16 protein-coding genes and 1 pseudogene are annotated in these 24,482 nt (G+C 65.2%); 7 read left to right on the top strand and 10 right to left on the bottom strand.

The window, feature by feature from the left end; all coding sequences use genetic code 11:
* The first annotated feature begins 18 nt into the window (after positions 1-18).
* A complete protein-coding gene (locus F5X71_RS08375; protein WP_203218274.1) occupies positions 19-918 on the top strand; it encodes a hypothetical protein in 900 nt (299 codons plus the stop codon).
* Here F5X71_RS08375 and F5X71_RS08370 read toward each other — a convergent pair.
* The 8 genes and pseudogenes from F5X71_RS08370 to F5X71_RS08330 form a co-directional block, all read right to left on the bottom strand.
* Positions 915-1,571, bottom strand: a complete 657-nt coding sequence (locus tag F5X71_RS08370; RefSeq protein WP_167461427.1) for an HAD family hydrolase — start codon at positions 1,569-1,571, stop codon at positions 915-917. The two genes, F5X71_RS08375 and F5X71_RS08370, sit on opposite strands and share 4 nt — an antisense overlap.
* Before the next feature lie 174 nt (positions 1,572-1,745).
* Positions 1,746-2,825 carry a recombinase family protein gene (locus F5X71_RS08365; RefSeq protein ID WP_275106796.1) on the bottom strand — a complete coding sequence of 360 codons (1,080 nt, stop codon included), beginning with the start codon at positions 2,823-2,825 and terminating at the stop codon, positions 1,746-1,748.
* Positions 2,826-3,940: 1,115 nt separating this feature from the next.
* Positions 3,941-5,869 carry an SHOCT domain-containing protein gene (locus F5X71_RS08360; protein ID WP_167461426.1) on the bottom strand — a complete coding sequence of 643 codons (1,929 nt, stop codon included), beginning with the start codon at positions 5,867-5,869 and terminating at the stop codon, positions 3,941-3,943.
* Positions 5,870-6,318: 449 nt separating this feature from the next.
* Positions 6,319-6,612, bottom strand: coding sequence for a hypothetical protein (locus F5X71_RS08355; RefSeq protein ID WP_238815784.1), 294 nt, complete (start codon positions 6,610-6,612; stop codon positions 6,319-6,321).
* A gap of 188 nt (positions 6,613-6,800) precedes the next feature.
* Positions 6,801-7,433 (bottom strand): MspA family porin, encoded by a 633-nt coding sequence (locus F5X71_RS08350; protein WP_167461424.1) that lies wholly within the window; start codon positions 7,431-7,433, stop codon positions 6,801-6,803.
* 1,675 nt (positions 7,434-9,108) lie between these two features.
* On the bottom strand, positions 9,109-9,675 hold the full coding sequence (locus tag F5X71_RS08340; protein ID WP_167461422.1) for a TlpA family protein disulfide reductase: 567 nt from the start codon (positions 9,673-9,675) through the stop codon (positions 9,109-9,111).
* Positions 9,675-10,232: a MauE/DoxX family redox-associated membrane protein gene (locus tag F5X71_RS08335; protein ID WP_167461421.1), complete on the bottom strand. Its 558-nt coding sequence runs from the start codon at positions 10,230-10,232 to the stop codon at positions 9,675-9,677. The genes F5X71_RS08340 and F5X71_RS08335 overlap by 1 nt, the downstream gene beginning before the upstream one ends.
* Before the next feature lie 330 nt (positions 10,233-10,562).
* Positions 10,563-10,790 (bottom strand): annotated as a pseudogene (locus F5X71_RS08330) (transposase); the annotation flags it as partial.
* A gap of 434 nt (positions 10,791-11,224) precedes the next feature.
* On the opposite strand from F5X71_RS08330, the gene F5X71_RS08325 reads away from it, so the two are divergent.
* On the top strand, positions 11,225-12,550 hold the full coding sequence (locus tag F5X71_RS08325; protein ID WP_167466310.1) for a cytochrome P450: 1,326 nt from the start codon (positions 11,225-11,227) through the stop codon (positions 12,548-12,550).
* Positions 12,551-12,641: 91 nt separating this feature from the next.
* On the opposite strand, the gene F5X71_RS08320 is transcribed toward F5X71_RS08325, so the two are convergent.
* Positions 12,642-13,382: a hypothetical protein gene (locus F5X71_RS08320; RefSeq protein WP_167461420.1), complete on the bottom strand. Its 741-nt coding sequence runs from the start codon at positions 13,380-13,382 to the stop codon at positions 12,642-12,644.
* A 444-nt stretch (positions 13,383-13,826) separates the two neighbouring features.
* On the opposite strand from F5X71_RS08320, the gene F5X71_RS08315 reads away from it, so the two are divergent.
* Together F5X71_RS08315 and F5X71_RS08310 are read left to right on the top strand one after the other, a co-directional pair.
* On the top strand, positions 13,827-14,309 hold the full coding sequence (locus F5X71_RS08315) for a cation:proton antiporter regulatory subunit (RefSeq protein WP_167461419.1): 483 nt from the start codon (positions 13,827-13,829) through the stop codon (positions 14,307-14,309).
* A gap of 34 nt (positions 14,310-14,343) precedes the next feature.
* The gene (locus F5X71_RS08310; protein WP_167466309.1) at positions 14,344-15,495 is read left to right on the top strand and encodes a cation:proton antiporter; all 1,152 of its coding nucleotides are present in this window, start codon (positions 14,344-14,346) and stop codon (positions 15,493-15,495) included.
* Positions 15,496-15,542: 47 nt separating this feature from the next.
* Here F5X71_RS08310 and eccA read toward each other — a convergent pair whose 3' ends face one another.
* Complete coding sequence (eccA, locus tag F5X71_RS08305) at positions 15,543-17,360, bottom strand: type VII secretion AAA-ATPase EccA (protein ID WP_167461418.1); 1,818 nt, start codon at positions 17,358-17,360, stop codon at positions 15,543-15,545.
* A 196-nt stretch (positions 17,361-17,556) separates the two neighbouring features.
* On the opposite strand from eccA, the gene eccD reads away from it, so the two are divergent.
* Genes eccD through eccCa form a run of 3 tightly spaced genes read left to right on the top strand, consistent with a single transcriptional unit; the run spans position 17,557 to position 24,469 of the window.
* Positions 17,557-19,014 (top strand): type VII secretion integral membrane protein EccD, encoded by a 1,458-nt coding sequence (gene eccD, locus F5X71_RS08300; protein WP_167461417.1) that lies wholly within the window; start codon positions 17,557-17,559, stop codon positions 19,012-19,014.
* Positions 19,007-20,404, top strand: a complete 1,398-nt coding sequence (gene mycP / locus F5X71_RS08295) for a type VII secretion-associated serine protease mycosin (protein WP_167461416.1) — start codon at positions 19,007-19,009, stop codon at positions 20,402-20,404. The genes eccD and mycP overlap by 8 nt, the downstream gene beginning before the upstream one ends.
* A 15-nt stretch (positions 20,405-20,419) precedes the next feature.
* Positions 20,420-24,469, top strand: a complete 4,050-nt coding sequence (gene eccCa / locus F5X71_RS08290; protein WP_167461415.1) for a type VII secretion protein EccCa — start codon at positions 20,420-20,422, stop codon at positions 24,467-24,469.
* The last annotated feature ends 13 nt before the right edge of the window (positions 24,470-24,482 follow it).

Raw genomic sequence — 24,482 nt, 5'->3', positions numbered from 1 at the left:
GCAACAGATTTCGCGACGGTGACCGTCGCTCACCGTCACTTGTACTGGTCCATCCCGGCGACCAGGCTGCACCGGATCGTCACCGAGCATGCCCAGCTCGGAATCGATCTACTGCCGCAAGTGACCGGAACTGCGAAGGAAATTTTGGCTCGTGCAGCCTCGGAATCAAATTTGCTCGCGGGTCGGCTCGAGTTCTTCGACCTCCAGCAACCGGAGGCGGCGCACACGAGTCTCGTTTTATCCCTCCAAGCAGCCCACGAGGCCTCAGACTCCCTCCTGGGAGCCGCCGCTCTAGCCCACATGGCATTCGCGCCAGCCTTCTCCGGCGAAGCTGGACGAGCAGAGGAGGCACGGGAACGACTCCGGGCAGCCCGCGCGTTCTCGCGCCGGGGCGGCGCAAACGCAGAGTTCACGGCGTGGCTCGACGCCGTTGAAGCCGAAGTTGAAACCCGGTTCGGCGATAGCCGGAGAGCGCTTGCGCTAATCCATCATGCGGAGGAGGCGTATGCGAGCTTCGACCCAGACGTCGATCCGTCGCCATCCTGGATGGATTGGTTCTCGCCTACACGACTCGCGGGGTTCAAGGGGAATACCCTGCTGACCGCAGGACGCGGGCGTGAAGCACGCGAGACATTGACGGCTGTGATCGAAGATCTACCTCCTGAAGAGGTGAAGCAGAAACCGATCTATCTGGCAGACGCAGCAGCGGCGTGCGTTCTGGAAAAGAACCCGGAAGCTGCCTGCGAACTGCTTGAAGAGGCGCTCGATCTCCTCACACGGAATTGGTACGCCACAGCTCTCGATCGCATCAAATCCGTTCGGCAGTCGCTCCGCCAGTGGGACTCTCGCCCTGCCGTTCGCGCATTGGACGAGCGACTGTATGACTGGCACACGACGGTGAACTCTCTCGTCAGCTAGCCGGAGCGGTTCTCAGCAGCGACGATCCCAGCCAATTCCGTCAGGTCGCTGATCTGCCAATCTGACAGATCAGCGACCTCGTTCTTGTCCCGATGAATCCAACCCCACGGACCGCGGCGAAGGTACGCCGTGCGCATGCCGACGAGTTTCGCTGGCGCCACGTCATTGTCGATCCGATCACCGACGTAGATGATCTCGTCACCTGGACGCCCTGCGGCCTCGATCACCTTGCTGAAAAACTCAGTTGCAGGCTTCTGGACACCCCAGTCATCGGAGGTAGCAATGAAATCAGTGGGCAGGTCGAGCTGCCGCAGAAGCTCCCCTGCTCGGACCGTCTGGTTCCCGACGACGCCGACCCACACTCCAATTTCCTGGAGTTTGCTCAGTGCCGGCCGCACATCCGGGTACAAGTCGTCCTCCCCAAACCACTCCGGCTGTCCCGCCGCGGCTCGGGCCGCTCGCTGCTCAGTCAGATCGAAGCCGGGTTGAAAAACCTGGAAGGTCTCGCGGTAGTCGAGGCCAGACGCGATCACAGCACCAAAGACAGCCGCAAAGGTGTGCCTGGGCACACCAAGCCAGTCCGCCCACGTGCCGTACTCACGTGTCTCGTCCACCAGGGTTTCACCGACATCGAAGACGACCGCAGAAATCACGCTCGTAAGATTACCGTGGCCGAAGTTCGCGCTTCGAGCCCGCGGAGTCGACCCGGACAGAGAGCAAGGTCACAAGAGCAGTAGTACGCACCTAGGGATTTTGCCGACTGGCTTACGCAGAAGCAGCATTTATGCAGGTCAGCACACCGTTTCGGGCTGAGGAACTTCTAATCCCTAGGTCGCAGGTTCGATTCCTGCCGGGGGCGCTATGTAGATGGGAACAACACCGTTGTTCCCATCTACGCGCCTGATCCCGCCGCCACCCAATCGGGTGGCGGCGTTCGCGGTCCCCAGGGCCGTGGTCGCGATATCGGCCGCCAGGCGCAACGTCTGACCGGTGAGTGTCACCCGGTATTTGGCGCGATGGTGGGTCTTGTTGTAGCGAACCTCCAGTCGGAAGGCTTCGAACAGTTGCCGAGCCAGTTCGTACGGCAAGGCTTGGATATCTACATACCCAGTTGGAAGCGCGTCAATCAGATTCAGGTTCGGTGTCTCGACCACCTCGGCTTCCACGGCGGCGAGTGTGCCGCGGAGACGAGCTCGTTCGTCGTTGAGTTCAGCCCGGCGCTGGTTGATGTCGGCGGCAAAGTCCGGATCTGGGTCGTCGAGCAACTCGAGGTTGCGCACCAGCCGCCTCATCCTGGCCTCGACATCGGCAATCTGCGCGCGCAGCGCTTCGCGCTTCCGCTGGCCTTCGTCTTCGGCGTCAGAATCTGCGTCGCCGGACTCGAGTGCGGCGCGCCGATAGGCACCGAACACCTGCTCGTTGAGAAAGGTGCCCAGATGTTCGAGCAGGTCTTGCTCGCGGACGAAGAACGATCCCCCGCTGGGGTGGTCCTCGGCGGCGTACCCCTTCTTCGGCTGACACGCGTAGTAGGCCGCGACCTTGCGAGTCTTGCCAAACATGCGGCGGTCGCAGTGATCACATTTCAGGTATGAACGGAACCAATAGGTGCGCTTGGTATCCGGATGCGAGTTGGGCTGCGCTCCCGCGCGGGAGCGGTGGCGGGCGCTGGGCTGTTGGGCCACCAGGAAGTCCTCCATACTGACCAGTGCCTCGTGGACCGGCTGCGGTGACCACACCCACTCCGCGACAGGATTGCGCCGATTCTTGTTGGCTTTGCGGCCCCTCCGATTCCACACCATGTGGCCGGTGTGTTTCGGGTTGGTCAGGACTTCACGGACGTTGGACCAGGTCCAGCGCCCGACCGCTGTCGTCGGATCAACCGGGACCGGAGGCGGGTTGCTGACCAGATCGAGGTTGAGGCGATCGGCGATCTACTGATACGTCAGCCGCTCCACGCACCGCAGGGCGAAGATGCGTCGCACTACAGGCGCCTGCGCCGGGTGAGGTTCGAGCAGGGTCTTCTTTTGCCCCTTGGCTCTTTTCGCCGGTACCGGGTGCGGGACGAGTCGGGCTTTGTGGCCGTAGCAGGGTTTGCCGACATTGAAGCCAGCCTCCGTGTGCACGGCGAAGCCATCCCACGACTTCTCCAAGGACCAACCGGTGTTCGTCAGGTTCGGAGTGACTCGGCCGTGGGACGTTTGACTGCCTCAGCACCATCAACGTCCGCAGCCCGAGATCTGGCTGCCGGTCAGGGGCTGGTTTCTCGTGGGTACCTGACCGCCAAGTTGCATCGGAAGCGGTCGCAGCTTTCCCGGTGCCGGGCGCGAGGCCTTTGGGCATCACCCACGCCGCCCTACTACCCGGACTACTGGCCGTATGCCGCCAGCTCGGCCTCGGCAGCGAAGACGCCCACCGTGTGATCATCGCCGCGATCGAAACCAGCGGCACCGCCCACACCGCCGAATACGATGAAGTCGCCGGACCGAATCGCGCGGTTGCAGCGGTCTGCAATCGGTCTGCCGGTTGCCGGTCTGCCGGTTCTAGTCAACGAATTTCGGGCGAACCCATATCGAGGTCAACCCCTCGTGACTGAGTTCAAGCAACGTTCCGGTTGCGATTTCAAGTATTTGCCCGGGCCGAGAATCGGCTCGAGTTACTCGCACCCATCCCGTTCGTTCGTCGTATTCGGTAGTCCAGTCGGTGCCTTCATCGAGGCTGATAGAAACTCCCGCAAGTAGCGGAGGGTCCGACCAGACGGTCACTATCGCAGGTTCGGATTCCGGCGGTTCCAGGTTCGCACTCGACCAATTCGGACTGTAGTGCAGGCCCCATACGTGCAGTATCCGCGCGGATTCTATGTCCACCTCGAGCTGGAGGTACTTGATGGTGAGCGAGGTTACACCGCGTCTACCGAATCCGCTCTCGATAGTGGTCGGTGTCACATCGAAGGAGTGCTCCGATTTCCGATAGACCGGGGTCAGCTCAAGGGGATCACCCGGGTGTGTACGAAATTCCAGCCGACTCAACGGTCCCCCTTGAACAAGTAATGAATAATTGTCTGATTTGGCACATCGATCACTAACTCGTAGGTTCCGGGCGTACCACGCAACGATCCCGGCGCTTCCCACAGCATAGCCCCGGGATATCCTTGAGGGTCGGGCACGGGAGGAACAGCGTCGATGATCATCTGCGTGAATTCGTTGGAGCGCATGTAGGGTCGCGATGGATAGGGGTCCAGCCCTTTTCCGTAGTCCCCGAAATGACCTTCAGCCGTCCTGGACCAACTTAGTTCCCCAGCATTCAAACCGAGGTTATTCGACGGACCCGGACGTTCCAAAGCCCGTGGCCCGTCGATGTCGAGCTTCATGCCGTACGGATCGACAGTACCGGGCAACGCCGCCCCGCCTTTCGGTGCGGTCGCGCCTGCGCCGAGGCCTTCTGCTGCTTCGTCGCCCGCACGGAGCAACGGCCGGGCGGCACCAGCGCCTTCTCCACCGATTAGAGCGGTGGCAATATCGAGGCCCATCTTCTGCTGCCAGTACTGCGGGCCGTATTGGACCAGTTCGTCGTAACGGAACAGTTTCTGTCCAAATTTGGCGAGGAGTTCGGCGTTGGCGCTCGGGTTGTTCTGGTTCTTGAGTGCCCACTCACCGTAGGCGGTGGCGGCGTTGCCGAGGGTTTCGGCGCCGTCTTTGAATCCGTCGACGCCACGGGCGCCTTGCAGGTTTTGGATGAAGCGGTTGAGGCTGGTGGCGGTGTGCCAGCCTTCTCGTAGCCAGTCTTTGGTGGCTTGTGATTTCGGGTTGTCGAGGTCGGTGGGTGGTTTGGTGATCGGTTTGCCGGTGGGGTCGAATCGTTGTGTACTGCCGTCTGTTCCGGTGACGGTGTAGGAGTGGTCGGGGTTGAAGGTGATCTGTTTGATGGTCTTGGAGCCGTGCACGGTGACGGAGATGAGGTTGCCGTTTTCATCGACGGTGGCGTCGTAGGAGCTGCCTTCGCCGTTGAAGGGTTCGTTGAACGTGCGCGTGTATTCGGTGCGGCTGGTGGTTTCCGCGCCGGGGTAGCTGTAGGTGTTGGTGCTGACGGTGACACCGTTCTCGGTGGTCGTGGTCGTGTTCTCGATGGTGTAGCCGCTGGGCAGTTCCGTGGTCGTGTTCGGCTTGATCGGTCCTTGCTTGGTCAACGCGAGGACATCGATGAGGTCCATCGGCCCCTGCTGTTGCGTCGGCATCGGTTCGACACCGGTCAACTGCTGAGGCGTGATCGACGACTGTTGCGAGGGGGAAGGTGTGGATTGCTGCTTCGGGCGGGGTGGGGTGGTCTCGGTGGTAAACGGTTGGCCTCCCGGCGGAGACCACTGAGTGCTGGTGCCTCCGGGATTGGTTTGCACGCCGGTACCGCTGGGGAGGGTTCTGCTCTGGCCCGGTTCGGGTGTGCCTTGGTTGACGATGTCGATCACGTCGGGCAGGTCGCCGACTCCGGGCTGCTGCTTCGGTACGGGGTCGACACCAGCCAGCATCCCCATCGTCCCCATCGACGACGACTGCCCGGCACCGGACTTCCCCCCACCGCCTCCGGCACCGATCTCGGGTTTGCTGTTGGCTTCCTTGACCAAGCCGCCGAACCTACCCGCCGCGGTGGCGGGCCGCGACCGGGCAAACGGGGCACCGATGCCTTGTGTTGTAGCGGGACCATTGCGGACCGGCCGCCGCAGGCCCGCCGCCTGGAATGCTGTCAGTCCGGCGAGGAGCAGCGCCGGAATGCGTTTGTCGCTACCCCCTCGGTGGGAATCGGTCGAAGTCGTGGGCTCCGGTTGTGTGGGTTGTTCGAGGGCGGGTGGTCGCGGTGGTGCGACCTTGCCGTTGAGCAGGCGTTGTTTGAGGTCGGCGAACTCTTGATCCGACAGCAACCCCTGCTCATGTAGCTTCGCGGCACGTTCGAGCTGGGTCACGATATCTGCGTCTGGTGGTGGAGGCGCGGGGGCTTCTGGTGCGGGAGCCGGTGCTAGCCCCGGCTGTGCCGGCGCGGGGGCTGGCGGGACTGGAGGCAAGTTGCCCGGCAGAACAGGCTCGGGTGCACCGGGGACCGGGATGATGGGAGTGCCGTTGTAGGGGCCGGGTGCGGGCGGAACGAAAGCACCACCATTGGGTCCACCACCCGTGCCGGGCTGATCGGGAACCGTGGGCATGACCGGTGTCGGCACCGGCGCAGTGCTCGGCGCCCCCGGCTGAGGTTGCGGAGGCGGCGGGGGCGGACACGACACGATCGGAGAGGGAATACAGATCGGCTGCGCCGCAACCGGACTGGCCCACAACGCCGCGACACCACCAGCGAGGACCGCGGCCGCCATCACATACCCGGCTACTCGCCGCCGCATTGAAGACACCGCGGTGGAGGTCCTCACCGGCCCGATCCGGGCTCGGCCTCACCGGTACGGATCCGTGCGATCAGCGCGTCGGCACCTTGCCAGAACAATCGGCCCGCGATCGACATGACCACGAAATAGCCCAAATACACCCAGATCGCACCATAGTCATCGGCCCATCCTGGTATCCGATTCAACACCGCGAACGCCGCGATCAGCACACCCAGCCCGACCACCAGAGCGGCCACCGGACGCACCAGCCCTTCACCAGAATCCGCTGCCGACGACCCTCCAGGGTTACCCGCCGCGGTCGATGCTTCTGTAGTCACTGCCCATGCTCCCTTCGCCTGCTTCTACAGCCGTGGTCGAACTAGGAGAATGCGGGGAGAGCTGTTCACACGACAGCACCATCAGATCAGTACTGTCGGGATGCTACTCCGCTACCACACTGCCTTGACCTGCATCAATGACTGCCGATTGCAACAATCCGGTCACCACGGGGAGGCCGGTGACGTGATCAGAACGACTGGGGTTCGCCATAGACAGTGACCGAGTCATCGCGAGTCGCGGTGGACACGGTGAACGAGGCGATCGTGCGCATCGCCACCTGCCCGATACAGGCATCCACGTGCAACGCCACCCCTTTCAACGCCAAGTCTCCCGTCGCAGCGGCAATCGGCTTGGACGCCAAGGTCACAGTGGTGATCGAGCCCGGCCGCAACGTCACCTGAACATTGCCACCGAGTCCTGCGTTAGCACCTCCGTTGAGACCAGCGGTACCGGCAGGGGATTGCGACAGTGTCCCGTTACCAGAGGCACCGAGGTTCGCCCCGAGGTTGGCGTTCAAGCCCAACGTCAGTCCCGGGGAGACATCGGTGTTGCAGCCGATCATCACCCCTGCCGCGATCACCCCCGCCCGCACCGGGGTAGTGCCCTGTCCACCAATCGTCGCACTGGCGGTAACCGACAAGAACGCCTCACGAGAGAACGCCGCAGCGTTCAACGGCGGCACTGCATCCAGTGTCTCTTCGGTCTTGGCTATCGAAATCTCCCAGCCCTCCGGCGATTGCATCGTCTGCGCCTTGTCGATACCGGGTTCCGCGAACCCGACACCAGCGGCGGGAACACCCAGCAGCAACACCAGCGACACCGGGCACACTGTCCGAACGAACGAGCTGATCCCACCTCCAGCGAACATGCAGGTCAAACCTCCGCGGTCCGGCGAACCTCCAAGGAAACGAACAAAACCCGGCACACACTAGCCTCTGACGAACCCTGCACAAGTGATTCCAGACTGAAACACACCGCTCCTCAGGAGATCGAGCCCGGCAAGATACGGACACAAGAAGCCTTAGCGATTCAAATCGACCGCCAAAGACCGTGTGCCGCCAGGTTGGTCGTGCACACCAAGCTGGTATTCGTAGCCACGACTACCTTGGATCGGTGCCGCTCGCACAGTCACCTCAACCGCTCACGTGCACTGGGCTTCGGCGCACCTTCGGCGGCCTGAAGTTGTCAGGCCAGCATGGCCGAAGTCGGGAAAGAGGAGCGGAGGGCCTGGCAGCTGGATGGATGATGGATTTGTGAGCGAATCTCAAGCTGTCGCCGAGGAGCTGTTCGAATCGCTGTGCCAGGCACGTTCTGATGGCCGCCCCGCGGACGACCGTCTGGGGCCCACGCCTTTCGAGATACTTCGGCAATTGCAAGGCATCCCAGCTCGTATTTCTTCGGTCAGTAGGCCGGTTCACGAGGGGTAGACGTTTGTATGGATGCTGTTCGAAACGCCGCATGATTGGGACCGACACAACAATCGGCGGCCGTCACAGCGCGAAGTCAGCTTCGAGCACCAACCGACCACCAAGAAGATGCTGGTCGGCACTGTTCCCATCTATATGGTGCCCCGCCGGGGGCGCCACACCCGCTCTGACCTGGACTTAGTCCGGGTCAGAGCGGGGATACCCACTCCACCCAGCACTCAAACACCCAGGAACTCCGCGCGGAGACCGCCGCGCAACGGGTCGATATCTTGCCGCACCCCACCTCCTCGATCAGGCAACCCGACTTCCTCGGCGAGTGCCGATGACAGCGGGACGGTACGGTGGGTAGCCCTGCACGCAACCGATGTGGAGTCGCCGCCCACCCATAGAAGACGTCGAACTCTCCGATTCGGCCCGGCGAGAGCTCGCGCACCAGCCGCTCCACCCCCGCCTCGACATCAGCAACGGCGCGTGCAGCGCCCAGCAAGGCGAAGATGCGCCGCACCACAGGTACCTCCCGGTGAGGTTCGAGCAGAGCCTTCTTCTGCCCCTTGGCTCTTTTCGCCGGTCTGTTGTCGACGAGAGGACGTGGCAATCGGAATTTGAGAACCACATCGCTCTTATTGACAGCATTCACAGCGGTGCGCCGGGTATACGTAGTAACACCGTCCACCTTTCGCGCCGTTGCGCCTTACGCATTCATCTTCGCAGGATTGGTCACTACCGCAGACGCCCTTATATGTAGCAGAAGGTTTCCAATTGCAGGTTGTTGGTTGCGCTCGGGCCGTAGACATGCCGATCATCGCGAGCGCACCCGCTCCCGCAGAGGTAGCGATCATTCGGATGAGCGCTCGACGAGAGGTCGGCACCGAAGCTCGGGGAACACGATCGGCGGGTCGAGGAGATGCACACATGGTCGAACTCCATCCGTTCTGATACTGGGGTAATCCAATTATCCTGAAATGGCGTCGACTAACACTTGATGGCGTCTGACTGCGGCGCTGGGACACGTCGGCAAGTGAACTCTTGAATGGTCGGTGCTGTGGGACGGTTTGGCGTAAACTCGCATTATGGACCGGACAAGATCCGTTCGGCAGTGATTCTCGGAGCAGAGAGAATATCATCGACCGTCTTGGGGACGGTCGTGTGCTGAACCCGATTATGTTCGTCGACCAGAACTGCCAACGGTGTACGGTCCACTCCGAGGCCTTCAGCCAACCCGTCCTCGTACTCGTGGAGGATTATGAGCCAGTCAGGGAGCGTGGCATCGCGCAGGACCTGCGCAGAAGCCTCATTGGTAATGAGCATGACTGGAACATCAGGTTCTCGGGCGGGGCTTGCACGCAGACCGTCGAGTAAGTGCATACACGGTGGACACGACGCGGCAGCGAACAGCAACACTTGCTGCGTCCCGAGCCACTGACCGGAGCGGACACTCCCGCCGCTGCCGTCGTACAACTCAGTCTCTGGAAGTTGTTTGCCAGTAGCGGGATACAACTCTGTGCCCGGCCCGAATAGGGTCTCCAGTTTGGCCAGAGTCGGCTCTAATCGCGTCATCAGTCCGAGCAGCAGGATGCTCTGCCCGACGACCACGACAACAAGGGCAAGCACCACCATCATCCACGGCCACGTCATCAGATCACCCTCCACAGCAAATGACTTTCAACCTGGCCGGCCTGCGCAGCCACATGGCGCATGGTGACCAGCAGCCGTGCGAGGCACCACGCCATCGCAGTCACCGCGATTACTGCGACCGTGTCCATGCCGGGAATCCTGGGTAAAGGATGGATCGCAAGCAGTGCCGCCGCGACAGCGGAGATAAGGTTCTGGCCAACGAGTGCCCAGTCGATTGTCCGACCAGCGTCGGCTCCATGGCACCCACAATCAAACGAACGGCCTCTCAAGAGATTTACGCTGATCACCATCGCGAATCCAATGTGCAGTCCTGCGGCGGCACATGCCGCCCATCGCACAGACGCACCGACGAGCAGGAATATGCCGATCGCGATCTCTACAATTGGCAATGCCGCCGCCATAAAGGTCACCAGGGGTTCGGGCACTACTCGATATCGCGCCATTGCAATTCTTGTCTCCGCTGGCTTACGCATCTTTCGCAACCCGGCGGCCAACAGTCGGATGGCTAGCACCATCTGCACGACAGCCATCAAGACCATGAAGCACTCAAAAAGCACTGATCTCCTCGACTTCTCTAGGCAGGCATTGACGGCTTCGTCCGACTCCGGCCACGCGGCGCGTTTCTCGCGCTAACCGCACAACGGAAGGGAGGCCTGCAGATAGTCCACCTGCCCCGCCGAAGGGTGCAGCAAGCACGATAGCAACCTTGCAACCATAATAGAGCCGAGGACACGTCGAGCAGGGCGCAAGTAGCCCTCCAAAATTTATGCGGGCATTTACACGGCCTAGTAGTGCTTTGTTAGGTCGGGAAGGTGTGGCGGCAGAGTGGGCAGGTGCCGATCCAAATAGCTAGTGCGCATTGGATTTGTGGAGGATGCCGTAGAAGGTCAGTCCTGCCCCGTTGCTTTCGGGTCGGTAAGTCGCGGTGTGGTGATGAACAGGTGGGCGGCGGTGACGAGGGTGGCGTGGCGGTGCCAGCCGAGCCAGGATCGGCCCTCGAAGTGGTCGAGGCCGAGGCCGGTTTTGAGTTCGCGGTAGTCGTGTTCGATGCGCCAGCGGACCTTGGCCAGGCCTACGAGTTCGGCGATGGGGGTATCGGCAGGCAGGGCGCCGAGTTGACCGGCGGCGGCCTCGGCGGCTGCGTACTGGCCACGGATTTACAGCGATCCAAATTATGTTGGCACCAATACGCCGAGATTTTAAGAGACCCGGTGCGCCAGAGCCGCAACCTCCGGTCAGCCTCGACACCTTCCACGATGTTGTCGCGCCGAGAATCTGCTCGAGACTCCAAGGGCTCGTGCTGGAAAAATTTCGAGGGTACAAATTATTTTGGCGTCCCTAACTACCCACGGCTCTAAAATTGGCACCCACGGGCAGAACGGACACCTCGCGATGGCTGATTGCCTCCCGTCTGACTCGCCTGCGTTGCGCGGAATGCGGCGCGTCGAGAACGGAGACCACTGTGAAATCACGCTCAGGCGGTCTACGACCGCATCGCCGGCACGAGCCTGGAAGCCATAGACATAAAGACGACGTCAAAGTCACCGCACTGATCCCGACCGTCAAAGGTGAACTACCGCTTATCGGGCACGTAACCCTCCTGTGGCGGCTCGGGCCTTTTCTTGCATCTTTGCCGGCGCAGGGCGATCTAGTAAGAATCCGCATCGGCCCAGTCAAAGCAGTCGTGGTGTGCGACCCCTCCCTGACCGGCCAACTTCTGCGCGACGACCGGACGTTCGACAAGGGTGGTCCGCTCTATGATCAGGGCCGGAAGCTCATCGGCGATGGCTTGGGCCTGTGCCCACACAACCAGCACCGACGCCTGCGACGCCTGGCACAACCAACCTTTCACCGGAAACGCATTCCTGACTACACCCAGGTCAAGATGACCACAGTGGCTTCCGTTATCGATTGCTGGCGTGACGGTCAAGTCCTCGACATCGCCGCTGAAACACGGACAATAGTGTCTAAAGGATTGTTTGCCGCGATATTCCCCACCAGCGTGGCGCCCGAGCAGCAAACGCAAGTGCTCGCCGACCTCGACATCGTCCTAGCCGCCGTCTTTTGGCGAATGCTGCTACCCCCGCCGTTGGACCGTCTACGCATACTCGGCAACCGCCGCGACGATTTAGCAAACTCTCGTCTGCACGAGACCATTTACGCCGCCATCAGCGACCGGCGCGCCAAAGCCACAGACGAAGGCGACCTGTTGACAGCGCTGCTCAGCGCCCGCGCCCCGGAAAGCGACGAGCAACAGCTAACCGACTCCCAGATCGTCGATACGATCATGGCGTTCTTCATCGGCGGCGTCGACACCACCGCAGCTACTCTCGCATGGGCGCTACACATGTTGGCCCAACATCCCGAAATCGAAAAGGACCTACACGCCGAGGTCGACGCTGTCCTTGCCGGACGGTATGCCACCTTCGCAGACTTGCCTCGCCTGCCGCTGACCACTCGGATCATTAACGAAACCCTACGGCTATGGCCGCCAGTGTGGCTGCTCACTCGCATCGCCACTACTGATACCCAGCTCGGCAAGTACGTAATTCCCGCTGGAACCAACATCGTCTACAGCCCGTACATCATCCACCACCGCGCAGACCTGTATCCAGACCCCGACCGTTTCGACCCCGATCGATGGCTGCCCGACCGCCGAATACCACACGAAGGCTTCATACCGTTCGGCGGTGGCGGCCGAAAGTGTATCGGCGACTCGCTCGGCGCGGCCGACGCCGTTCTCACCCTGGCGACCATCACGTCCCGCTGGAGATTGCAGCAGCATCCCCGCCACCGAGTTCGCCCGAAACTCGCCACCTTTATCGCCCCACGCGGACTACATATGCGAGTCATCGCCCGTCGAACCACGGACTGAGAGTAGGCCGAGCTCGTCCGCGCGGCGGGAGCTTCGGGAGAACTGGAAACCGGCACCCGGGTGACGAACCGGGTGCCGGCTTCTGGGGTGACTAGCGGTTGCGGGTGTAGGCGAAACCTTCTAGGTCGTTGAGGTTTTGCTGGGCGTACTGGCTGTTGGCTTCGGAGGCGGCGGTGGCGGCGCCGATGGCCGCGCCGACGCCGGTGCCGATGCCCGCGCCGATCGCGCCGCCGACGGTGGCGCCCGCGGCACCGCCGACGAGGCCGCCCGCGGCGGCGCCCGCGGGCGGGCCGACGATGGTGCCCGCGATGCCGACGATGGTGCCGCCGACGATGGCGCCGGGCACGCAGCCGACGAGCAGGGCGGGCAGGCCGACGAGGCAGCCGGCGGCCATGCCGGTCGCCGCGCCGATGAGCGGACCGGCGACGAGTCCGGCGGCGGTGCCGGCACCGATGCCGGCACCGGCTCCGGCGGTGCCGCCCAGGGCCGCGCCGACACCGGCACCGGCGATGGCGCCGGTGGCGGCGCCGTCGACCGCGCCGTCGAGGACCGCGGCCGCGACCAGGTCATGGCGACGCTGCTGGACGAGGTCGAAGTACTGCGGGTCGATCACGTTCGGGTTCAGCACGCCGTTGGTACCCGGCTCGAAATCGGTGCGTCCGTCCTCCAGGTTCTGCCATGACGGCGGGACCGGCGGCGGTCCGACGACCCCGGGAGACACGTAGGTGTTGTTCTCCTGGACAACCGGATCAGCGGTGGCGACAGCGGGCAGCGCGGCCACGGTGACTGCGGACAGCAAGGCCACCCCTGCCCAGACGGAACTTCTTCGCATAGAACATTCCTCTCCACAAGTTGTTAGCCAACGGTTAACTGTTGGACTGCGGAGAAGAGTGCGCGCCATGCGCCAACCCGTCAATAGAAGCGATCAATTGTGCATGTACACGAAGATCCCCACGGGGGATTATGCACAATGCACATCGCTGAAAATGCCTGATAGAACGGCATTTCTACCAAAAGTCGGGAATTTTGGGTGATTTGAGGCATATTCACCCTATATCGGACACGCATACGGGTCGCTACACGGACAAAACCCGCCTGGGCGACATTCGCCCAAAATATGCCATTAGCTAAATAGTTGCTACATATGCATGTGCGTGTGCGCGCATCCAGCATGTCCGCACCGCGCGCGAAGCTGATCTGTGCGATCGGAAGGGCGCGGCGGGAGATCGGGCGAGGTGGCGCGCGCCGCGCGGACGGCGTGATTAGGGTGCGATGTGTGAATATCGAGGTGACACCCCTGCCGGGGATAGGTGTACGCAAGGACTTTCCGTTGAAAGGCGCGCGCCGCCGGCTCGGAATCATCGACCGTAAAGACGGGTCGATCGACCTGATCCTGAGCAAGGCCGACAATCCCGAGGTGACCGAACAGCTGCCCCTGACCAAGGAGGAAGCGTCCACGCTGGCGAATCTGCTCGGCGCGCCGCAGCTGGTCGCTCAGCTGCGCGAGGAACACCGCGACTTGGAAGGTCTCACCACCCGGCAGCTGGCGATCCGCAAGAGCTCGCCCTATGACGGGCGCCGACTGGGCGACACCGAGATGCGCACCCGCACCAGGGCGTCCATCGTCGCGGTGATGCGCGCGGGCAATCCGATCGCCTCGCCGGGCCCGGATCTGGTCCTGGTGGCCGGGGATCTGCTGATCGTCGTCGGCACCGCGGACGGCCTAGACGCCGCCGCCACGATTCTCACCGACGGCTGAGCCGGTGGTCGCACACGAAACCGCCCTTGCGCTGATGCAACTCGGGGCGGTGTTTTTCGGTCTCGGACTACTGGGGCGGGTGGCCGCCCGGATCGGTCTGTCGCCGATTCCGTTGTATCTGCTCGGCGGCCTTGTCTTCGGGTCCGGTGGGCTGGTGCAGCTCGGACACGTCGACGAGTTCATCCACATCGCCAGCGAGATCGGCGTTGTGCTGCTGTTGCTGTTGCTCGGACTCGAGTACAGCGCGGCGGAATTGGTCACCGGGATGCGCAAGTCGTGGATGGCCGGCGTGCTCGATCTCGTGCTCAACGCCACACCCGGTGTGCTGGTCGCGCTCGTGCTCGGGTGGGGGCCCACCGGGGCGATCGCCATGGCCGGCGTCACCTACATCTCCTCGTCCGGCATCGTCGCGAAGGTCCTCAACGACCTCGGTCGGCTCGGTAACCGGGAAACCCCGATCATCCTGTCCATCCTGGTCTTCGAGGATCTGGTGATGGCCGGGTATCTGCCGGTGCTGACCGCGGTGCTGGCCGGCGTCGGATTCCTCGCCGGGCTGCAGACCCTCGGCATCGCGCTCGCCGCGGTGACCGTCGTGCTCGTGATCGCGCTGCGGTACGGCCGCTACGTGTCGATGATCGTGGACAGCGAGGATCGCGAGATCTTCCTGCTGAAGGTGCTCGGCTCGGCGCTGCTGGTCGCGGGAGTCGCCTCGGCGGTGCAGGTTTCGGCCGCGGTCGGCGCGTTCCTGCTCGGCATCGCCATCTCCGGATCCACCGCGCACAACGCGACCAAACTACTCGAACCGCTGCGTGACCTGTTCGCCGCGATGTTCTTCGTCCTGTTCGGTCTGAGCACCGACCCGGCGAGCATCCCGCCGGTCCTCGGCTGGGCGTGCGTGCTGGCCGCGGTCACGGTGGCGACGAAGATCGCCACCGGCTGGTGGGCGGGCAAGTGGGGCGGGGTGTCCAAATTCGGGCGCGCGCGAGCAGGCACCGCGCTCGTCGCGCACGGTGAATTCTCCATCGTGATCGCCGGACTCGCGGTCTCCGCAGGCGCGGTACCGGACGAATTCACCGCGATGGCAACGACCTACGTGCTGTTGATGGCGGTCCTCGGACCGATTGCCGCCCGTGTGGTGGAGCCGGTGCTGGTGTTCGTGGATCGGCGCCGGGCGCGATCCTCCTGACCTCGCTGCTCGCCGCACCGGTCGCACACCGGCGCGGCGAGCAGCACTCACGTCAACGTAGCGAGCACGCTCTCCAGCGCCTTGCTCATGTCGTCGGCCTCGATGCGCATCAGGGTGTCTTCGTCGAGGGCGCGCAGGTCGAGCGACTCGTCCATGGCGAGGCGGTATTCCCGCTCTTCCTCGGCACTTTCGATGACATTGCGGATGAACCGGCCGTTGCCCGCGATGTCGACGCCGCGGCGTGGCAGGCCGCTCTGGTCGGTGCGCTCGGTCGCGTACAGCTGGGCGCAGGCGGCGCGCAGGCAGCCGACCGCATCGGGTGACAGCGACGAATCGCGTTTGCGCGCAATGAATTCGCCGATATCGCAGAGCTCTTCGGGGGTGTAGGAGTCGAACTTGACGCGCTTGGCGAACCGGGAGGCGAGGCCGTCGTTGCTGGCCAGGAAGCGATCGATCTCGCCGTCGTAGCCTGCGATGATGACGACCAGCCGGTCGCGGTCATTCTCCATGCGCGCGAGCAGGGTGTCCACCGCCTCGCGGCCGAACGCGTCGCCCCCGGACAGGCCCGACTGGATCAGCGTGTACGCCTCGTCGACGAACAGCACGCCGTCCATCGCCGAGTCGATCAACGCGTTGGTCTTGATCGCGGTGGACCCCAGGTGCTGACCGACGAAGTCGGAACGTTTGGTCTCGACCACCTTGTCGGTCTTCAACAGCCCCAGGCCGCAGTAGATCTTGGCGACAACGCGGGCGATGGTGGTCTTTCCGGTGCCCGGCGGACCGGTGAAGGCCAGGTGCTGGCCGCGGGGCATGCTGTTGAGGCCCTTCTCCGCCCGGATCTTCGCCATCGCCGCCGAGGATTGCAGCTTGGCGACCTGGACCTTCACCGCGGCCAGGCCGATCTGCGCCTGCAATTCCGCGCGGGCGGCGGCCAAGATCTCCTCGGCGCGATCCTGGTGTTCCTGCAGCGCGGCCTCGTCCAGGGACGGCGCGGTCGCGGGATCCCAACGGTCGGTGCGGGATTCGATCTGCTCGCGGGTGGTGACGATGATTCGGAAGGTGGGATCGTGCAGAGCGCGCGCGTTCGAGGCGAACCCGGGCACCTGGCTGTAGACGGTCTCGAACAACGCGCGCGCCTCGTCTTCGTTGCCCTGCTCCCGCAACGCCAGACCGCGGCAGTACATGGCCGCGGTGCGGGCCGCCGGAATCGGCCCGCGCTCGGCGAGTTCGAGCCGCCGCGTCGCCTCACCGAACAGGCCGAGATGTGCGCACGCGGTGCCGACCATGACGTGGGCGCCCACCGCCATGTACTGGTCCGGCCATTCGGCCGATCCGGCCAGCACCGCCATCACGTCGGGCCACAGCTGAGCGGTGAAGTACAGCACGCCGCGCGCGTAGGCGCACAGCCGATCGTCCACCTCGCGTTCGGGGTCGTCGGTGAGTTTCTTGCGGCGCTCATCGAGTTCGTCGAGCACCTGCTGGGCGTCGTCGAACTGCTTGTCGGCCAACAGCTGCATCGCCTGCGCGATCCAGATCTCGCTGAGCCCGGCGACCGGATAGTCGATGTACTGGCCGATCTGACAGCGTCCCGCCAACTGGCGCGGCGGCAGCCCGAGCCTGCGCTGTTCGCGCAGCAGCGAGGTCGTCGAGGTGCGATGCAACTGCGCGAACACCTCGGCGGAGGCATCACCGGCCGCGAGCCGGCCCAGCCACGCGTCGCACATGTCCGGGTCGAGCTCGGTGGCGCGACGGAAGGCCACCTTGGCGTATTCGAGGTTCTTGGCGGCCTGTTGACCGTCGACGGTCAAACCCAACGACAGCACGCCCGCGTCGAAGACCTGTTGCGCTTGACGAATCGCTGACATGCCGCGCAACGTAGCGCGGCGGTGCGGTGCCGTCACGCCGCGGCCGACGCACGCGTACGTCGCATTCACCGTCGCTTAACCGAACGAAACCGCTTGGCGCGCAGAATCGCACGTCACCGCTCGGCGCGGGTTACGACTAGGCGAACTCGAGGTCCGGGCGCTGCGCGGGCGCGAGTCCGTTGTTAATTTCCCGAACGTGTTGGAGTCCACGGCAATCGAGCCGCAACTGTGCCGGGTGTCGGTGATCGGCGGCAATACCCAGGTGGATGTGGTGCTGCCCGCCACCGTCGCGATCGCGAGCTTCATCCCGGATGTGGTGGCGCTCATCGCTTCTCGCAATCCCGACCTGTCCGAACACGAGGACAACGGCCCACTGGCCGCCCAGCATTGGACACTGGCGATGCCGGGGCAGAGCGCGATCGACCCGGAACGGACGCTGACCGAGGCCGAGGTGTTCGACGGCGATCTGCTGGTGTTGCGCGCGGTGGACTCGGTCGAGTCACCGCCGTTGTTCGACGACGTGATCGACGCGGTCGCACGGCTCACCGACGACTCCTTCCGCGGTTGGTCGAGCGAATCGGCGGGCCGGGCCGGGATGGGCGGCGCGATCGCGGCGGTGGTCGCGATGTGTTTTCTGCTGTTGTTCGCCGCGGGCAGCGGCTGGGGCGTCCTGGCCGGATCGGTGGGCGTCGGCACCGGTCTGGTGATCTCGATCGGCGCCGCGGTGGTCGCCAGGAAATACGCGGCGACCACCCCCGCGACGGTCCTCGCCCTGGCCGGGCTGCTCTTGATGGGAAGTGGCGCAGCGGCATTCGTGCCGGGGCGCCCCGGCGCGCCACACCTGCTCTTCGGCGGGGCCGCCATCGTGTTGCTCACGGTCATCGCGATGCGCATGATCGCGGTGCGCCCGATGATGTTCACCGGCGTCCTCACGATCGCGGCCTTCGCCACCGGCGCCGCTGCCACCGTGACGATCTGGGATTGCACGCCGGTGCACGTCGCGAGCGGTGTCATCGTTTTCGCGCTGCTCGCCATCACGCTCGCCCCGCGGATCGCGGTCGCGGCCGCGCGGCTGCCGGTGCCACCGGTGCCGACCGCGGGCGCGGCCATCGACCCGCGCGATCACGAACCGCGCCCGACCATCGAGGGCATCGGCGCCATCGGCGCGACCGCCATCCCCTCGGCGGCCGGCCTCGAGCAACGGTCCAGGCGGGCCAACGACTTTCAGTCCGGCATGATCTGCGGCGTCGTCGCGGTCACCGTGCTCGCGACGCTCGTCGTCACCGCGCTGACCACCGAGCATCGCTGGCAGTGCGCGGTGCTCGCCGCCGCGGTCGGCGTCGTCCTCGCCAGACGCGGCCGGGCCTTCGCCGACCTGACCCAGGCCGCAGTACTGGTGGCCGGCGGCTGCGCGGTGCTGATCGGGTCGACCGTGCTGTGGGGTGTGCGGATGCCGGAACTCGCGCTGCCCGCCGTCGGTGCGCTGTTGCTGGTCGCCGCGCTCGGCATGGTGATCGGCGTGGCCGGGCCGAACATGGAGGTGTCGCCGGTCGTGCAGCGGGCGGGCGAGATCGTGGAGTACGCCCTCATCTGCGTGATCGGTCCGCTGGTCTTCTGGATTCTCGACATCTACGCCTTCGCGCGCAATGCGTGAGTCCGCGGTGCGCCGCTCGGGCTTGGTCGTCGCGATGGCCATGGCACTGACCGCAGCCCCGATCGGCACGGCGCTCGGCGTGCCGCCGCCGGTGGTCGACCCTGGCACGTCGATCACCGACGCACCGGTCGCCCCTCCGGTGCCCGCCGAGCAGAAACTGCTGTGCTCCCAACCGAATTGGACCGGGCCCGCGCCGATCGGCGTGCCCGTCGCGCAGAAGATACTCGGGCTCGACCGCGCCTGGCAGTTCAGCCAGGGCGCGGGGCAGACCGTCGCGGTGATCGACACCGGCGTCAATCCGCATCCGCGGCTGTCGGTGCGCCCGGGCGGTGACTACGTCGCCGATTCGGACGGCACCGCCGACTGCGACGGGCACGGCACGCTGGTGGCGGGCATCATCGCGGGCCATCCCGAACCCGAGGGCAACGACGGCTTCTCCGGTGTCGCGCCCGCGGCCTCGATTCTCGCCATCCGTCAGACCAGCCTGGCTTACCAGGCCAAGAACAGCTATCGCTCCGACGACCCGCGGGCGATGTCGGCGGGCGGCTACGGCACCGTCGACACCCTCGCGGCCGCGGTGGTGCACGCCGTCGACAGCGGCGCCACCGTCATCAACCTGTCGGCGGTCTCCTGCCGCCCCGCGGGCACCGACCCGGTGGACGCCGCGCTCGGCGCGTCGCTGCGGTACGCCTTCGAACACGACGTCGTGGTCGTCGCCGCCGCGGGGAATCTGCAACAGCAGGGGGCGTGCAAAGAACAGAACGGTCTCGCCGGGTGGGACGCGGTCGCGACGATCGCGACCCCCGCGTGGTTCGTGCCCTATGTGCTGTCGGTGGCGTCGGTCGAGCCGGACGGTTCGCCCTCGCCGTTCACCCTGTACGGCCCCTGGGTTTCGGTCGCCGCGCCGGGCAGCAATCTGATGTCGTTGGACAGCAACCCGGGCGGCACCGGGCTCGTCAACGGCACCCCGCAGGCCGACGGTCAGGTGGCCGCGGTCAACGGCACGAGCTTCGCCACCGCGTATGTCTCCGGCCTGGCCGCCCTGGTGCGGTCCCGCTTTCCCGAGTTGTCCGCCGCCCAGGTGATGGAACGCATCACCCGCACCGCGCACGCCCCTGGCAACGGCCGCGATGTACGCCTCGGTGCGGGTCTCATCGACCCGGTGGCCGCGCTCACCGCGGTGCTGCCGCCGGTGCGCCAGGACCACGATCCCGGCGCCGGCGTCGCGATCGCAGGCCCGACGCCACCGGCGTTCATCAGCCCGTGGCCGCGCCGCATCGGCCTCGCGGGTGCCGCGAGCTGCCTGACGCTGCTGGCGCTGGTGCTCATCCTCTCCATTCCGTTCCGGCGCGAACAGCGCAGGCCCCTCGTCCTGCCGGGCGACGATTAATCGAAGGAATTGCCAGTGGGTACAAAGGGTTTCATCCGGCTGGCCAGGATCGCCCCGCCGCGGTCACCGGGCGGCGAAGTAATCCTCAACGCACCGCCGGAGATCACCCCGCCGATTCCGGCGCCGCTGTGGCAGCGGCTGCTGCCGGTGGTGATGGTGGTCGCCATGGTGGGCATGATGGGGCTGATGTTCACCATGAGTGGGCGCTCCATGTTCACCAATCCGCTCGCCATGATGTTCCCGATGATGATGCTGATGTCGATGATCGGCATGTTCGCCAATCGCACCAGTGGCGGCGGCAAGAAGGCCGCCGAGCTCAACGAGGAACGCAAGGACTACTTCCGCTACCTCGACCAGCTGCGTCGTGATGTCCGCGGCACCGGCACCGCCCAGCGCGAAGCCCTGTTCTGGAGTCATCCGCACCCGCGCGATCTGCACGCGCTGATCGGCACCCGCCGGATGTGGGAACGCAGACCCACCGACCCCGACTTCGGGCATATCCGGATCGGCGTCGGCAGCCATCGCCTGGCCACCAAACTCGTTCGGCCCGAGACTGTTCCGCTCGAGGACCTGGAGCCGGTGGCGACCGTGGCGCTGCGCCGCTTCGTCCGCACCCATTCGGTGGTGCACGGCCTGCCGACCGCGATCTCGTTGCGCGCGTTCCCCGCGGTGAACATCGAGGGGCCGCGCGAGCACGGCCGCGCGCTGGTCCGATCGATGCTGATGGAGCTGGCCACCTTTCACGGCCCGGACAACATGCTCTTCGCGATCGTCACCGCCGATCCCGACGGCGCGGCGTGGAGCTGGACCAAATGGCTGCCGCACCTACAGCATCCGCGTGAGGCCGACCGGATCGGCTCGGCGCGCATGCTTTTCGAATCGCTGTCGGAACTGGAGACCTCGCTGTCGGACGATCTGCTCGAGCGCGGTCGCTTCCTGCGCAACGCACCGGCGACGACGGGCCGAGTGCACCTGGTGGTGGTGATCGATGACGGATATGTCAGCGGATCCGAACGCACGGTCAGCGACGCCGGGCTCGACTCGGTGACCGTGCTCGACCTGACCGCGCCGCAGACCGGTCTAGCGGTCCGGCGCGGCCTGCAACTGGTGGTCGAGGAGTCGGTGATAGGCGCGCGGACCGGCGGCACCGTGGAGAACTTCGCGGGTCCCGACCTGGTGAGCCCGGCGGTCGCCACCACCTTCGCGCGCGGGCTGTCGCGGTACCGGATCGCCACCAGCGCACAGGTGGTCGACCTGGGGGCCGAGGTCAGCGTCGACCCCGGACTGATGGCGATGCTCGGCGTCGCGGACGCGGCGAGCCTGGACGCGGACGCGGTCTGGCGGCCGAGGTCGGCACGCGAACGGTTGCGGGTGCCGATCGGCGTCACCCCCGATGGCACCCGGGTCGAGATCGACATCAAGGAATCCGCCGAGAACGGCATGGGCCCGCACGGGCTGTGCATCGGCGCGACGGGCTCGGGCAAATCGGAGTTCCTGCGCACGCTGGTGCTGTCGATGGTGACCACCCACTCCCCCGATCTGCTGAATCTGGTGCTGGTCGACTTCAAAGGTGGCGCGACATTTCTCGGCCTCGACCCGCTGCCGCACGTCTCCGCGGTGATCACCAACCTCGAGGAAGAGCTCTCGATGGTGGACCGGATGCGCGACGCGCTGGCCGGTGAGCTGACCCGCAGACAGGAACTGCTGCGCGCCGCGGGCAACTTCGCCAACGTCACCGAGTACGAGAAGGCCCGTGCGGCGGGCGCCGCGCTCGACCCGCTGCCCGCGCTGTTCATCATCGTCGACGAGTTCTCCGAATTGCTGTCGCAGAAACCGGATTTCGCCGAGTTGTTCGTGATGATCGGGCGCCTCGGCCGGTCCCTTCGGGTGCATCTGCTGCTCGCCTCGCAGCGGCTCGAGGAGAACCGGCTGCGCGGGCTGGATTCGCATCTGTCCTATCGGATCGGCCTGCGCACCTTCTCGGCGGGCGAATCCCGGCAGGTGCTCGGCATCACCGACGCCTACCACCTCCCCGCGCAGCCCGGGGCGGGCTATCTGAAGAGCGATTCGTCGGATCCGTTGCGGTTCAACACCACGTATGTGTCGGGGCCATATGTGCCGCCGGTCGCGGGACGGACGAGTGGACCGGCCGCCGCCGCAGCGGCCGCGGTCGATCTGTTCACCGCGGCGGCTGTCGCGGAACGAACCGAGCTGGAGTCGAATGAGCAAGTGCAGCAGCCGATCCCGGTGGAGCTGCCGGATCTCAGCGCCCTGCTCGGGGAAACGCCGCCCGCCGCACCCGAACGGTCGCTGCTGCAGGTGGTGGTGGAACGGCTGACCGGGCACGGCAGGCCCGCCCATCAGGTCTGGCTGCCCCCGCTCGACATCTCCCCCACCGTCGATATGCTGCTGCCCGAACCGGATTGGCGCAGCGAAGCCAACCGCAACGGCGGCCTCTGGCTGCCGATCGGCATCGTCGACAAGCCGTACGAACAGAAGCGGGACGTACTCGCGCTCGACCTGGCCGGCGCCCAGGGCAACGTCGCGGTGGTCGGCGGACCGCAATCGGGCAAATCCACCACCCTGCGCACCATCATCGTCTCGGCCGCCGCCACCCACACCCCGGAACAGGTGCAGTTCTACTGCCTCGACTTCGGCGGCGGCACCCTGGCCGCGCTCACCGGACTGCCGCACGTCGGTTCGGCGGCCGGGCGTCTGGAGAGCGACCGGGTCCGGCGCACCGTCGCCGAACTCAGCGCGCTGCTGCGCCGCCGCGAGGCCCGCTTCCTGGAACTCGGGGTGGCGAACATGCGCGAATTCCGCAAGCGCAAAGCCGAATTGGCGGAACTGAGCGCCGAGCAACGGGCATCCGATCCACTCGCCGCCGACCCGTTCGGCGACGTGTTCCTGGTGATCGACGGCTGGGCGGCCTTCCGGGAGGACTTCGACCTGATCGAAAGCCAGGTGCTCGCCCTGGCGGCGCGCGGGTTGTCCTACGGCATCCACGTCATGCTCGGCGCGAACCGGTGGGCCGAGATCCGGCCGAACGTGAAGGATCAGATCGGCACCAGAATCGAGCTGCGCCTCGGCGATCCATCGGACTCGGAAATGGATCGCCGTGCGGCGGTGCATGTTCCGATCAACCGTCCGGGCCGCGGCATGACCACCGACAAGCTGCACATGCTGATCGCCCTGCCCCGCCTGGACAGCGAGGTGAATCCGGATACGCTCTCCGACGGCGTCACCGCCGCGAAGGCGGGCCTGGTCGAGCTCTATGGTGAGCGCAGGGCGCCCGAGGTCCGCATGCTGCCCGCGGAACTCGACCGCGACCAAGTACTGGCCACCGCACGCGATCTCGGCCTGCCCATGAACAACAAGCGGGTGCTGATCGGGCTGAGCGAATCGGAACTGGCGCCGGTGGTGCTCGATTTCGAGGAGTCACCGCACCTGCTGGTGTTCGCCGACGTGGGCTGCGGCAAGACCACGCTGCTGCGCAATATCGCGCAGGGACTGGTGGAGAACACCCATCCCAACGAGGCGCGGGTCATTATGGTCGACTACCGCCGCACCATGCTCGGCGTGATCGACGGGCCGCACCTGGCCGGATATTCCACCTCCGCACAGACTTCCGTGCCCACGCTCAAGGAAGTCGCCGGGTTCGTGTCGAAACGTCTGCCCGGACCCGACATCACGCCGGCCCAGCTGCGCGAGCGCGACTGGTGGACCGGCCCCGAGGTGTACGTGATCGTCGACGACTACGACATGGTGGCGTCGAACAATCCGCTGCTGCCGCTGATGGATCTGCTGCCGCAGGCCCGCGATATCGGCCTGCACGTGATCATCGCGCGGCGCGCGGGCGGCGCGGCCCGTGCGCTCTACGACCCCGTGCTCGGGCCGATGAAAGATATGTCGGTGGACGGCATTCTGATGAGCACACCGAAGGACGAGGGTGTGCTGCTCGGCGACGTGCGCCCCGCGCAGTATCCGCCGGGCCGCGGCCTGCTGGTGTCGCGCACCCGCGGCCGCGACCTCATCCAGGTCTGCCACCTCCCCGCGCAGAGCTGATCGGCGCGGCCGC

Origin of the sequence: Nocardia brasiliensis (assembly GCF_011801125.1) — a bacterium.
In the GTDB taxonomy this organism is placed as follows: domain Bacteria; phylum Actinomycetota; class Actinomycetes; order Mycobacteriales; family Mycobacteriaceae; genus Nocardia; species Nocardia brasiliensis_C.
Note: the sequence above shows the minus strand (reverse complement) of the source record. Positions and strands in the feature narration are given on the sequence as shown.